This window comes from Dehalococcoidales bacterium (genome assembly GCA_035529395.1).
GTDB lineage: Bacteria > Chloroflexota > Dehalococcoidia > Dehalococcoidales > Fen-1064 > DUES01.
Window position 1 is genome coordinate 1 of record DATKWT010000061.1, and the last position, 12880, is coordinate 12880.

Here is a 12880-nt window from a genome sequence, read left to right on the forward strand (position 1 = left end):
ATGTCGCCGGTGATGCACAATGCCGCCTTCCGCGAGACCGGCCTGGACTACGTCTATACGGCTTTCAGGGTCCGTAGCGAAGAACTGGGCGAGGCCATCGGAGGCATGCGTGCCCTGAATATCCGGGGGCTGAACGTTACCATCCCCCACAAGGTGGCCGTTATTCCGTTTCTCGACGAGGTCGATGCGCTGGCAGAAAAAATCGGTGCGGTCAACACGATAGTCAACGATAACGGTGTCCTCAAGGGCTACAATACGGACGCCTCCGGATTTCTGCAGGCCCTGCTGGAAAAGGGGGTCGACCCGCAGGGAAAGAGGGTGCTTGTCCTCGGAGCCGGCGGTGCCTCAAGGGCAGTATCCCTCGCACTTGGTGAACGTGGTGCCCGACTCTTCATCTTCAACCGGGTGGAAGAGCTGGACTGGGCATACGAACTGGCCGCCAGGGTAGGCTGGCATTCCGAGCACGAAGCCAAGGCCGGTGAACTGCACCGACAGAACTTGGCCGGGGTCCTGCCCAACATGGACATCCTGGTCAATACCACCAGTGTCGGCATGAGTCCCGAGACCGACCGCACACCGGTGGATGCCGACCTGCTCCGGCCTGGCCTGGTGGTCTTCGATATCGTCTACAATCCGCTAAAGACCCGTCTGCTGCGCGAGGCTGAGGCCGCCGGGGCACAGACAATCGCCGGTATCGACATGCTGGCCTGGCAGGGGGCGCTCGCCTTCGAGAAGTGGACCGGAGTACAGGCACCGGTCGACCTGATGAAGAGAGAGGCAGTCAGGCTGCTGGAGGAGCATGAAACGTAACATTGCCCTGACAGGTTTCATGGGTAGCGGGAAATCTGCCGTGGGGAAGGTACTCGCCGGAAGGCTAGGTCGGCGCTTCGTCGAGCTGGATGACGTGATAGAGGAGATGGCGGGCAAGTCGATTCCGGACATCTTCCGGCAGGACGGCGAGATTGCCTTCCGTGAGCTGGAGATAGAGGCCACCAGGAGAGTCTCGAAGAGCACGGACATGGTCATCGCCTGCGGCGGGGGCATTGTCCTCAATATGATAAACATAGACCGGCTGAGAGAAACATCACGAATCGTCTACCTGACCGCATCGCCCGGGGCAATCCTGAGGAGGACCAGGGCCGATGACAACGAGCGCCCCCTGCTCGATGTGCCTGTTCCGGCAGAGCGTATCCGCGAGCTTCTGAGATTCCGGAGGCCGTTCTACGAGCGGGCCGCCGACCTGAGAATTAGTACCTCACGGCTGAGTACTGATTCTGTGGCCGAGAGAATAATCAGCCAGTTGAAAGAAGATGAAGGTTTCAATCTCTAAGAGCGAGATATCCGGCAGGATAACCGCCCCATCCTCGAAGAGCTACACCATCCGGGGACTGATGTGCGCTGCCCTTGCCCGCGGTGAGAGTGAAGTTGTGCAGCCGCTGGCCTCGGACGACACCGAAGCGGCGATAAAGGTACTCGGCCGGATAGGCGTCCATATCGACCAGCAGGAAGACCTCTGGCAAGTCCACGGCGGCAGTTTCCACCAGGCGGACGGCGACCTGTTCTGCGGGGAATCGGCAACCACCCTGCGGTTCATGACCGCCATTTCCGCCCTGGTGCCGGGAAGACACCGTCTCACCGTCGGACCCTCACTCGCAAAAAGACCGGTGCTGCCCCTGGTGGATGCCCTGAAGCAACTGGGCGTGACCTGCTCCTGTCAGGGTGAAGTGCCGCCGGTGGTCGTCGAGGGTGGCGGTCTGAGGGGCGGTGACACCGAGCTGCCGGGCGATATCAGCTCCCAGTATGTATCCGCCCTGCTGCTGGCCACGCCTTTCTTCCAGAAAGGCGCCACTATACGCTTGACAAGTCCCCTGGAGTCCGCGCCCTACGTGCTGATGACGCTGGACTGCATGCAGTGGTTCGGGGTATCGGTTGCCTTCTCGGACGCAATGGACGCGTTTGAGGTGACCCGGCAGTCGTACAGGCCCACCAGCTATCGGGTGGAAGCGGACTGGTCTTCAGCCTCCTACTTGGTGGCCCTGGGAGCACTGGCCGGTGAGGTTGAGGTCGAGAACCTGAACCGGGAAAGCCTTCAGGGCGACAGAGTAATCCTCGATTTCTTGCAGGAAATGGGGGCTTCGGTTATCATCAATAGGAACTCGATAACCGTGCGGAAGTCGAAGCTCAGGGCAATCACAGCTGACCTGTCCGACTGCATTGACCTCCTGCCGACGGTGGCGGTGCTGGCAGCGACTGCCGAAGGCGTCAGCTACCTCACCGGTATCGAGAGGGCAAGAATCAAGGAGTCGGACCGGGTGACCGCGGTAAGAAAAGGTCTGGAGAGAATGGGCATCAGCGTCACCGAGGAGGCAGACCGGATGACCATTACCGGCGGAAAGCCGGGGGGTGCCGTCATCGACAGCAGGGACGACCACCGGATTGCCATGGCTTTCGGGCTGCTCGGTACCGTGGCCGGAAGTACCGTGATCGAGGGCGCGGAATGCGTCTCCAAGACATACCCGCAGTTCTGGCAAGAACTCGGAGCCCTCGGTGGTAAGGTAAAGACAGATGGGAAATAGTCTTGGCAAGCGGTTCACCATCACCAGCTTCGGGGAAAGCCACGGTCGCTGCGTCGGCGTTATCATTGATGGTTGTCCCGCCGGCCTGGCAATCGGCGAGCAGGAAATCCAGACGGAAGTAGACCGGAGAAGACCGGGAGACGGTCCGGCAAGCACTTCCCGCGCCGAGGCGGACCGCGTCGAAGTCCTTTCCGGGATATATGGCGGACGAACCACCGGCGCACCCATCGGCCTGCTGATATGGAACCAGGACGTCGATTCCAGCCAGTACCTGAAGGACCGCTTACTACCCCGGCCGGGTCATGCCGACTTCACCGCCTACACGAAGTACGGGGGCTTCAATGATTTTCGTGGTGGCGGCCGGTTCTCGGGCAGGATTACGGCTACCTTCGTCATGGCGGGAGCGGTCGCTCGGAAGCTACTTGGCACTATCGGCGTTGAAGTTGTCGCCCACACAGTCGCCATCGGGGGGATAGAGGCCAGGGTGAAGCAGGTAGAGGAAGTAAAGGCAAACGCCGGGAGCAATACGCTCCGGTGTGCCGACCCCGAAGTTGCCGAGGAAATGCTCCGGGCAATCGAGAAAGCCCGGACGGAAGGTGACAGCCTCGGCGGGGTTATCGAGTGCATAGCCCTCAACGTACCTGCCGGACTGGGAGAGCCGGTATTCGATACCCTGGAAGGAGACCTGTCCAGGGCGATGTTCGCCATCCCGGCGGTCAAGGGGGTGGAGTTCGGGTCAGGCTTTGCCGCTGCGGAAAAGAGGGGCTCGGAAAACAACGACCCGTTTACCATCATTGACGGCAGGATAGTGACCCTGACGAATAATGCCGGCGGCATTCTCGGCGGCATCAGCAACGGGATGCCGATAGTCGTGCGGGTTGCCGTGAAACCGACCCCTTCCATAGCCCGGGAGCAGCAGACGGTTGATATGGAGAAGATGGCACCGGACACGCTGGCCACCAGAGGCAGGCATGACGCCTGCATTGTGCCCCGGGCGGTACCGGTGGTGGAGGCGATGGTGGCGGTGACCCTGTGTGATTTCGCCATCAGGGCAGGAGGGATACCGGAGGTAATAATATGAGCCTGGAAGACCTGAGAAAGAAGATAGACCAGGCCGATGCCGAGATAGTCAGGCTTATTGCGGAAAGGATAAGAAACGCGGAGAAAATCGGCCGGGAAAAGCAGAAGCAGGGAAAGCAGCTTGAGGACCTCAGCCGGGAGACCGAGGTGATGTCCAATATCCGCCGGCTGGCCGGGCAGGAGAACGTCAGCATCGCGGGTCTCGAAAGCATCTACCGCAGGATAGTCAACGTTGCCAAGAGTGTCGAGGGGCTTATCGTCGCCTTTCAGGGTGAGATTGGCGCCTACAGCGAGGAGGCTGCCGTTGATTTCTTCGGTCCTTCAATCGAGGTCAGGCCCTGTGAAACCCTGGACGCAGTCTTTGACGCCGTGGAGCGGGGAGAAGCGCATTTTGGCGTAGTTCCCATTGAGAACTCCCTGGAGGGCAGCATCAGCCAGGTCTATGACCTGCTCCTCGACTCCAGTCTCAAGGTCCGGGGAGAGATTGAGTTACGCGTGATACACTGCCTTATCGCCAATCCGGGGGTGAAGCTTGACCTGCTGCGAAGGGTCTATTCCCATCCTCAGGCCCTGGGCCAGTGCCGCGCCTTCCTCAAGCACCTCGACTGCGAACTGATTCCAACCTACGATACCGCGGGCAGTGTCAAGATGATCAAGGAACAGGGAATGACCGACGGCGCCGCCATCGCCAGCGTCCGCGCGGCGGAAATCTACGCGATGCAGATAATGGCCCGGGAGATAGAGGATACCCCCAACAACTTCACCCGGTTCTTCGTCCTTGCCAAGCATGACTCGCCCCCGACAGGCAACGACAAGACATCCATCGTCTTCTCGGTGAGCCACAAGCCGGGGGCACTGTACAGCCTCCTCCGTGAGCTGGCGGCCAGCCAGGTAAACCTCACCAAGATTGAGTCACGGCCGACCCGGCAGAGGCCCTGGGAGTATAACTTCTATCTCGACTTCGAAGGGCATCGGGAGGACACTGCCTCACGGGAAGCCCTGGGTAAACTGGAGGAGACCGCCCTGTTCGTCAAGGTCCTGGGGTCCTACCCTAGAGCTACATGAGCCAGGTCGGTAACAGGTCTGATTCAGGGATGCAGAGTTAGCATATGAAAGTAGCTATTGTCGGCGGTTCGGGGAAGATGGGCCAGTGGTTCGCCCGTCTCCTGGCGCAGGAGGGCAACGAGGTGCTACTCGTCGGCCGGAGTGAGGAGAAGCTCAGGACCGTTCAGCAAGAGTTGGATGTGGATATCACCACCGACGTCGGCCGGGTAGGGGACGCAAACGCCATCATATTGTCGGTGCCACTGGATAGCTTTGAAGCAGTCGTTAAACAGATAGCCCCACACACGCACTCGGGGCAGAGCGTGGTCGATTTCACCTCGCTCAAGGCAGAACCGGTGGACATAATGCACCGCCATATTACGTCGGCGGTCATCCTGGGGACACATCCGGTATTCGGGCCCGGAGCAAAGAGCCTGGTCAACCAGAACTTCGTCCTGACACCGACAAACGATGGGGAGACAGCCCTGGCAGATAAGGTCAGGGACTATCTCGATGCCAGGGGAGCACGTGTCTCCCTGATGGCACCGGAAGAGCACGACAGGATGATGACCGTTATCCTCGGGCTGGCCCACTTCATTGCCATTGCATCGGCGGATACCCTGCTGAGCATGGAGCGGTTCCAGGAGATGAAGCAAATCGGCGGCACCACCTTCAGGGTACTCTACACCCTGATGGAAAGCGTCATCTCCGAAGACCCGGAACTCTACGCCTCACTGCAGATGAGCTTTCCGGACATCGGAGAGATTGAGGGGCAGTTCCAGCAGAGCGTGAAAACGTGGGCCGACCTGGTGAAGAGCGGAGACAGACAGGCGTTCGTGGACAGAATGAGCGCCCTGAAAGACAGGCTGGAAGAGACCGACCCCCACTTCCAGAAAGCCTACGAGGATATGTACCGCATCACCGACGGGCTGCCATAAGAGCGGCCAGTCACTACGGCTCCGCCCTCCCCTCGATGAAGGCCATGACTTCGTCATCGTTCACCGAGCGGCCGGTGAAGGTACCCGCATCCCGGGTAGCAATCCAGAGCGCGGCCTCGGCAATCTGCTCCGGGCTTTTCATCCGGCTCTCCACGTCGCCGAGGTCCACATTCTTGAAGACCACCTTGAAGCCATCGGTGAGCACCGCCCCGCTGGGGTAGAGGTCATTGACGGCGATGTTGTAGTCCTTAACCTCCTGTGCCAGGCCCCAGCAGAATAGCTCGATACCCGCCTTGGTGATGCTGTAGCAGACCTCTCCCGGTGGCGCCCGCCGCTTGGCGGCAACGGATGTCATGCAGATGATGTTGCCGCTGCGCTGGGCAATCATCGTGGGCAGCACTGCTTTGGTACAGATGAAGGTACCGCGCAGATTGACCCGCATCATCAGGTCCCAGCGCTTGATGGGCAGGTCGGCTATCATGGCGTTGAAATTGGCTGCGGCGTCGTTCACCAGGATATCTATCCGCCCGAACTCCTCGAGGGTCTTCCGGGCCATGCTTTCCACGTCCTCGTCAACCGTGATGTCCGTCCTGATGGCGACTGCCCGACCGCCGAGGGCACGGATTTCGTCGACTGTCTGGTGAATGGTGCCGGGGAGCTTGCCGCCTTCCTGTTCGGTCCTGGCAACCACGGCTACTGCAGCACCTTCGCGGGCAAATGTGAGGGCAATCTGCTTGCCGATACCGCGACTGCTCCCGGCGACTATGGCTACCTTACCATCCAGTTTCATATCTGCCCCCTGTCAACCTTCAATGCTGCTAGACTTTAGCAAATCGACATGCCGACAGTCAAATAATTGTACTTGCCCAGTACATTAGCAACACGTCTTTCTCCTACCTGTCATTGCGAGCCACAACCGAGCAAAGCAAGGGAGTGGCGTGGCAATCTCATGCCGCCCTCCAAGATTGCGTGCCGCTAGTTTCAGCGGCCTGTCGCCAGGCTCCTCGCAATGACGTTTCTTGAAATAGTTGCTACTTGAATGCTCTATCGACTTGTCACCAATATATCTGAACGATATCAATGGTCAGGTACCACAATGGCGCGGGTATCACGCTACACCGAACAAAGGTCTTTCATCAGCAGGGCACGATGTTACCTGTATGAGGGGTCTTTCAGTGAAGTGGGGAAACGAGGAGTGCGGATGGGTGAACAGTGCAGAGTAGTGACACTCGAAAACTAATGGAGGTATCCCGGGCAGGTTATTTCTGGGTCAGCGTGGAGGCACCGGAGACCTTGACACTACCCATGGTGGGACTACCGCAATAGGTGAGTCGGGAACTACCACTGATATCAAGGTCCAGCTTCCCGCTAGTACTCACTACTGCCTGGCTGGCCCCCTTGAGGTCGACTTTGGCGTCCCTGAGAGCGTAACCTGCCATCTCCAGTCGGCTGGCGCCCCAGGCATTCATCTCAACGTCCCTTGCGGACCCCTTCAGTTCCATCCGGCTGGCGCCGGAGAGGGTGAACTCGGAATCACCGAGCTTCATATTGCCATGGAGTTTGCTGGCACCCGATACCTCAACCTTAGTTATACCGGCCTCGATATCGATATCCAGGCTGCTGGCGCCGGAAAGGTTCAGATCGAGTTTTCCCTGGGAACTGAAGCCGTTTACGCTACACTTCGCCGCAGCGCTGAGACGTAGCTTATTGAGCATGGGCATGGTGATGTGCGCACCCAGTGTCGGCCTGGTGTGGAAGTGGAACGGCTTGACCGATATCTTCAGTGTGTTGCCCGATTTATCAACGTTGATATAGTCGAACAGACTCTCATCACTGGTCACAGTCACACTGTACGAATCAGATTGGACAATATCCACCCTGAAACAACAAGCGACTTCAACATTCGTGAAGTCGCTCAAATCAAATTCCCTGGTGACGACCTTCCCTGTACCGGTTTCCGGGCCGGACAGTACGGCAATGGCCTTATCCACCCTTGTCTCTACACGAGAGACGGTTTCCTCAATCCGCCTCTCAGCCTGATGCATCGCCGCTTCCGCTTTAGTTCTGCCGTTTTCGCCAGCTTCAAGGGCGATTTTCCGCAGTATGTCGCGGAAGTCAACCATGTCCCGCTTCATTCGCTCCTTGGCTTCTTCGGCTTCTTTCTTGAGCTCTTCAATATTCGCCATCGCAATACCCTCTCCAGTAGTGCAGATGAGCCTGAGGTCTTCCCTCAGGCCCATCTAGTTTAGTGCTTGTTCTACTGGCTGTCAATACTGCCGGAAGTGGTCGGGGATATGATTCTGATACTCAACATCATAAACCTAGGCATCGAACCAAAGGTCTCAATGCCTCTCCATGGTCTCGTTGACCGGCAAGTGTAAGTTGCTCCCGAGCACCAGGCCAAACACCTGGCCAACGACTGCTAACGATTTTGTAAATAGATTCATGTTTCTGCTTGATTCTTCCTTCTAACTAATGTGGAATCAGGTAAACGCCTGTGCCTGGCCTAGGCGTACAGGCTGAGTTCCCAGTGCTTCTCCATGGTCTCGTTAACTGGCATGATGAAGTTGCGTCCCATAACCAGGCCAAAAACCTGACCGATTACGAAGATTGATTTCAATAGACCTTTCATTCTGCTGCCCCCTTCTCTTCTTCCACGTCCATTATCAGTCTACACCAGGCAAGTTAAGGCCAGTTAAAGATATACCGCGGAAGGTAAAAGGCATGTCAACACGAGGTTACAAAAAGGTTACATTTTGCCAGCAGAACATGGCGAGAAGTAGCCAACGGGAATACCCACAGATAATCCCCGGGGAAAGCGCCTCAAAGGCTATTCCGGCTTTGCCATGAAGTAGCCGATACCGGTCCTGGTGAGGATGAGCCTGGGATTGCTGGGGGCTTCCTCGACCTTCTCACGCAGGCGCCGGATGTGTACCTTGAGGCTGTCCGCCGCCCCGGGGTAGTCATCACCCCAGACTGCCCCAGCGAGGCTCGCATGGGTAACGGCGCGACCTCCGTTCTTCATCAGGTGAGCCATTATCTGGCTTTCGGTAACGGTGAGGGCAATCTCCTTGCCACTGTAGCTCAACTGCCCTGTGGTGGGGTCCAGGCGTAGCGGTCCAAAAACAATCGATTCCTCCTCAGCACCGACCTGCCGCCGAATCAGGGCCTTAACTCGTGCCAGGAACTCGAGCTGCCGGAAGGGTTTGGTTATATAGTCATCAGCCCCCCATTCCAGCCCCTTGACGATATCAGCCTCATCAGACCGTACCGTCAGGATGATGGTGGGCACGTGGGAAAAAAGGCGGATTTGCCGAAGTACATCGAAGCCGTTTATATCGGGTAAACCCAGGTCAAGTATGACGATATCCGGTGACTCACTCTCAACCAGCTCAACTCCCTTCTGACCGAGACGGGTAGGAATCAGCGTCGCTTCCGGCCAGCGTATCTGGAAGGCAAGCGAAATGGCATCTATGATTTCCCGGTCATCCTCAATAAGAAGCACTTTCATTTATTGCCTCCTCCTTGGTACTCACCTGCTGCTGGATGGATGTAGCCAGGGGTATCGAGAAGCCAAAGATCGAGCCTTTACCCACGCGGCTATTCAGCCATATCTCGCCATCATGCAGCCCCACCAGGTATTTGCACAGCGCCAGACCCAACCCCAGGCCACTCAGGTACTCCCGGTCACCCAAATGCCGGTTATAGGGCTGAAAGAGCCGCTTCTGGTCTTCCTCGGGAATACCCGGTCCGTTGTCCTGGACCTCTACTACCAGAGAACCATCCCTCTCCTTTGCCCTCAGCGTAATCTTACCACCATCGGGTGTGAATTTGGATGCGTTAATCAGCAGATTCTGCACTACCTGCCGCAGGCGGTCGGTGTCAGCCCACACCCGTGGGAGAGAGTCAGGCAAGGTCACCCTCAAGGACTGTCCTGCAGCTAAGGCAACTATCTTCATGTCTTTGCCTACCCGACGGAGCAGCGGCAACACGTCTACCGCCTTCCGGTTCACCTTCAGGATACCGATCTCAACCCGCGCCAGGTCAAGGAGTTCGTCTATCCGGTTGCTCAGGTTGGTAGCTCCACGGTGAATGTTCTCGGCAATGCTCATCCAGGGTTCCTCACGGAGCTCACTGTAGAGGAGTTCACTGGAAGACAGTACCGGTGTCAGCGGGGTCTTGAGCTCGTGGACCAGCGCCCGAGTGAACTCTATCCTTCGTTGCGCCTCCTCCTCAAGCTCCCGGCGTAGCTTCCTCTCCTCCTCATAGGCATCTTCCAGCTTCCCCTGGGCCCGTTCAAGCTCGGTAATGTCCATGGAGTGTCCCACGGCAGCTCGCTTTCCCCGATATTGAACGGAAGCAACTCCTTCCAGCATCCACCTGATGTCACCATCTCTATTCATAATCCGGTACTTATACGGGGTGGTACGCTCTCCTTTGAGCATGGCTATCGCGTTCTCTCTAACCATATCCCTGTCCTCGGGGAGGACGAGTGCCATCGGGTCTGTACCCATCAGTTCGTCCGGGCTACCGCCGGTAACGTTACGGAAGTCCTCGTTGACGAACTGAAACTGGCCATCCTGAACCATGAAGAGACCAACAGGTGTGCTGGCACGCAGAATATCAAGTATTTCTTCCTGCTGCTGCCTCTGCCGCGTCTCTGATGTTTCCATCTCGTCAACTCGCTGGCTGAGAATAGCGTTCTGCTGACGAAGTGCGGCCAGTTCGTCCTGTAGCTGTTTCTTTGTCTTCTGCCCGTCCTTCATATTGAGTACCGAAATCCCACACAGAATACCTGAAAATAGCAGTTCCCGGAACGTATTACCGCACCGCCACAACCGGGCAACCCGAGTTGCCAGAGTTACTAATTCTAACGTGAAGTACCGGTTACGTCAAACCGCCGCACATATCTTTGAGGTGCGCAACAACATCGGCCGTGGACAACACGCCGTCCTCAGTCACTATCCCCGTAACCAGTTCCAGCGGCGTGAAATCAAACCGGGGGTTACTGACAGCCACTCCGGCGGGTAGTCCGGATGGCTCAAACGTCTCGGATGGCTCTTCATCCTCCAGGTCAGCATCCTCGCGGGTCAGTTCGGGGTCGAACTTGAGACTATCACACAACACGTAAACGGGAACCCTTGTGGCGGCACTGACCACGGCCAGTTGGTAGCTGCCGATACCGTTGACCACGCCATCGGCACACACCGTATCGGCACCCAGCATCAAGATGCTTACCGAAGGCATATGCACCGCTGCGGTGGTATCGTCAATGAGTGTCACCGGTATCCCGAATCCGCCGAGTTGCCGGGCGGTCTCCTCTCCGGTCCTGCCCGGTCCCGACCGGGTGACAACCACCCTGATGCCCCTGCGCTCGGAACTGACCTCCCGCAGAGCGGCCACTACTGTAGAGCTATAGCTGTGCGTCATTATGGTGGCACCGTCGTCAACCAGGCCCGTAGTGTTCCGGGCAATCCGCACCACCGCTTGCCGGGTATCAGCTACCATCTCATCAGCTTTCGAGACCATGAAGTCCCGGAGCGCCCTCACATCCAGTTCCCCGACCCGGTCAGATACAACCTCCATCAAGCGATTGGCAACGTTGCGTATCGGCGCCATTGACAGGCGAGTCAGTGTCAGCACCTGGACAACCCCTCTTTGCTCGTGGAGAAAACGGTCAACGTCATCGGCCTGACTGTGCTCTGCGGTCGTCTTCAGGATAACCAGCGTCCGGCGTGCCAACTCAATCGCACCGTGACTCCGGTCGTCCTGTATTTCGTCCACCAGACGGGCAATCTCCTCACAAATCGGCATGGTTGCCTCTCACCAGTGTCTCTTGATACGCGGGTCAAAGCTGAGGACGAAGAGTATCGCTCCCGTACCCGTAGCCCAGAATACCGCCGCACCAATCCCCTTCAAGACAAGCGCGATAATGAATACCAGGAGGACTACGATTCCTATCCGTACGTATTTGCTCTTAAACATCCTGGCCCCAGCATGTCTCCCCGGCCTTCTCATTATCTGCCCGGCAACCTCCTCTGTCAACGGAGGACCGGGACAAATCGCGCCACGCGACAGCCGTAATCAGACACGTATGACGCCGCATCTTCACAGCGTTGCCAGCAGGCTCATCATGGCAGTCGACCAGATGATATCCGCCGGCAGGTGAAACCTGGCCGACGGCACACGTCTTCGGGGTCCAGGTCGGAGAGAAGTTCCCAGGCGTGTTCTTCACCGCTCGGCATGATACCTGACGGTAGCACGGACTGCCGGGGCGCGCCCACATCTCGCAGACATTGACTCTCTGTACGCTCCTGAGTAGAATATGGCTGATGAAAGGAAGAATTACCCTACTGGTGCTGGTGAGCCTGACCCTGTTCCTTCTCCCGGGCTGTAAGTCTACTCCCCCTTCCCCTGCACCCGAGATAGAGCTGGAGGGACACGCTGCGGCCACAACCGATGGTGAACGGATACCCAAACAGAGCGACCACCCGGCGCCCAGCGTGCTGTCTCTCTCCACCACCGCCTTCGCCGAGGGAGCGAACATCCCGACGAAGTACTCCTGTGATGGGGAGAACATCTCGCCACCGCTATCCTGGAGTCAGCCGCCAGAAGCAACCGGGGCCTTCGCCCTGATAATGGATGACCCCGACGCTCCCCACGGCGTATTCACCCACTGGGTCCTCTTCAACATCCCGGCCGAAAGCCGCCAGCTGCCAGAGGCCGTCCCCAAGGACAATGAACTGAGCAGCGGGGCACGACAGGGGCTGACCAGTTTCGGCAGGGCAGGATACGGTGGGCCCTGCCCGCCAGCCGGACCCAGCCACCGCTACCGGTTCACCCTCTACGCCCTGGACAGTACCCTGGACCTGGCACCCGGAGCCAGCAAGGAGGACCTGCTGAAGGTCATGCAGGGACACATCCTGGCTCAGGTTACCCTCACCGGCAGGTACCAGCGCTAGTGTAGTGTCTCGTATATATCTTTACGTATGATGGATGTTGATGTCATTCCAGCGCAGGCTGGAATCCAGGGGGCAAACACGTATCCCGGATCGAGTCTAACAGGGTGATGAAAAAGGGGAGTCCAGAGGGAGCCCGCCCCTTCTGAGGGGCGCCCCCTTATGGCAGGGGTGTCTGGGCGTCATTCTTACAGAATGACGTTAGCAGAATCCGAAACCAGATTCTGCCGGTGTCCCCCAGATATAATCTTTCCCCCCTTCCGCAGAAGGCTCCTTCCTGGAC

14 protein-coding genes are annotated in these 12880 nt (G+C 58.0%); 7 read left to right on the plus strand and 7 right to left on the minus strand.

Annotated elements, in window-relative coordinates:
* The 6 genes from VMW13_04195 to VMW13_04220 all read left to right on the plus strand — a co-directional run.
* The coding region (locus tag VMW13_04195; protein HUV44015.1) for a shikimate dehydrogenase at positions 1-810 on the plus strand (810 nt) is incomplete at its 5' end.
* Positions 800-1330 carry a shikimate kinase gene (locus VMW13_04200; GenBank protein ID HUV44016.1) on the plus strand — a complete coding sequence of 177 codons (531 nt, stop codon included), beginning with the start codon at positions 800-802 and terminating at the stop codon, positions 1328-1330. The genes VMW13_04195 and VMW13_04200, both read left to right, overlap by 11 nt.
* Positions 1311-2576 carry a 3-phosphoshikimate 1-carboxyvinyltransferase gene (aroA, locus tag VMW13_04205; GenBank protein HUV44017.1) on the plus strand — a complete coding sequence of 422 codons (1266 nt, stop codon included), beginning with the start codon at positions 1311-1313 and terminating at the stop codon, positions 2574-2576. Before VMW13_04200 ends, aroA begins: the two co-directional genes overlap by 20 nt.
* On the plus strand, positions 2566-3657 hold the full coding sequence (aroC, locus tag VMW13_04210; GenBank protein ID HUV44018.1) for a chorismate synthase: 1092 nt from the start codon (positions 2566-2568) through the stop codon (positions 3655-3657). Before aroA ends, aroC begins: the two co-directional genes overlap by 11 nt.
* Positions 3654-4721, plus strand: coding sequence for a prephenate dehydratase (pheA, locus tag VMW13_04215; protein ID HUV44019.1), 1068 nt, complete (start codon positions 3654-3656; stop codon positions 4719-4721). The genes aroC and pheA overlap by 4 nt, the downstream gene beginning before the upstream one ends.
* Before the next feature lie 44 nt (positions 4722-4765).
* Complete coding sequence (locus tag VMW13_04220; protein ID HUV44020.1) at positions 4766-5638, plus strand: prephenate dehydrogenase; 873 nt, start codon at positions 4766-4768, stop codon at positions 5636-5638.
* 13 nt (positions 5639-5651) lie between these two features.
* On the opposite strand, the gene VMW13_04225 is transcribed toward VMW13_04220, so the two are convergent.
* The 7 genes from VMW13_04225 to VMW13_04255 form a co-directional block, all read right to left on the minus strand.
* Entirely contained in the window at positions 5652-6428 is a 777-nt protein-coding gene (locus VMW13_04225) for an SDR family NAD(P)-dependent oxidoreductase (protein ID HUV44021.1), read from the minus strand.
* A gap of 469 nt (positions 6429-6897) precedes the next feature.
* Positions 6898-7824, minus strand: coding sequence for a head GIN domain-containing protein (locus VMW13_04230; protein HUV44022.1), 927 nt, complete (start codon positions 7822-7824; stop codon positions 6898-6900).
* A 320-nt stretch (positions 7825-8144) separates the two neighbouring features.
* The gene (locus VMW13_04235; GenBank protein HUV44023.1) at positions 8145-8270 is read right to left on the minus strand and encodes a hypothetical protein; all 126 of its coding nucleotides are present in this window, start codon (positions 8268-8270) and stop codon (positions 8145-8147) included.
* 198 nt (positions 8271-8468) lie between these two features.
* Positions 8469-9149, minus strand: coding sequence for a response regulator transcription factor (locus VMW13_04240; GenBank protein HUV44024.1), 681 nt, complete (start codon positions 9147-9149; stop codon positions 8469-8471).
* Positions 9130-10404 carry a PAS domain-containing sensor histidine kinase gene (locus VMW13_04245; protein HUV44025.1) on the minus strand — a complete coding sequence of 425 codons (1275 nt, stop codon included), beginning with the start codon at positions 10402-10404 and terminating at the stop codon, positions 9130-9132. Before VMW13_04245 ends, VMW13_04240 begins: the two co-directional genes overlap by 20 nt.
* A 121-nt stretch (positions 10405-10525) precedes the next feature.
* Positions 10526-11452, minus strand: a complete 927-nt coding sequence (locus VMW13_04250) for a translation initiation factor eIF-2B subunit (protein HUV44026.1) — start codon at positions 11450-11452, stop codon at positions 10526-10528.
* 9 nt (positions 11453-11461) lie between these two features.
* Positions 11462-11656: a hypothetical protein gene (locus VMW13_04255; protein ID HUV44027.1), complete on the minus strand. Its 195-nt coding sequence runs from the start codon at positions 11654-11656 to the stop codon at positions 11462-11464.
* A gap of 314 nt (positions 11657-11970) precedes the next feature.
* Here VMW13_04255 and VMW13_04260 point away from each other — a divergent pair, with 314 nt between their 5' ends.
* Positions 11971-12600, plus strand: coding sequence for a YbhB/YbcL family Raf kinase inhibitor-like protein (locus tag VMW13_04260; protein ID HUV44028.1), 630 nt, complete (start codon positions 11971-11973; stop codon positions 12598-12600).
* The last annotated feature ends 280 nt before the right edge of the window (positions 12601-12880 follow it).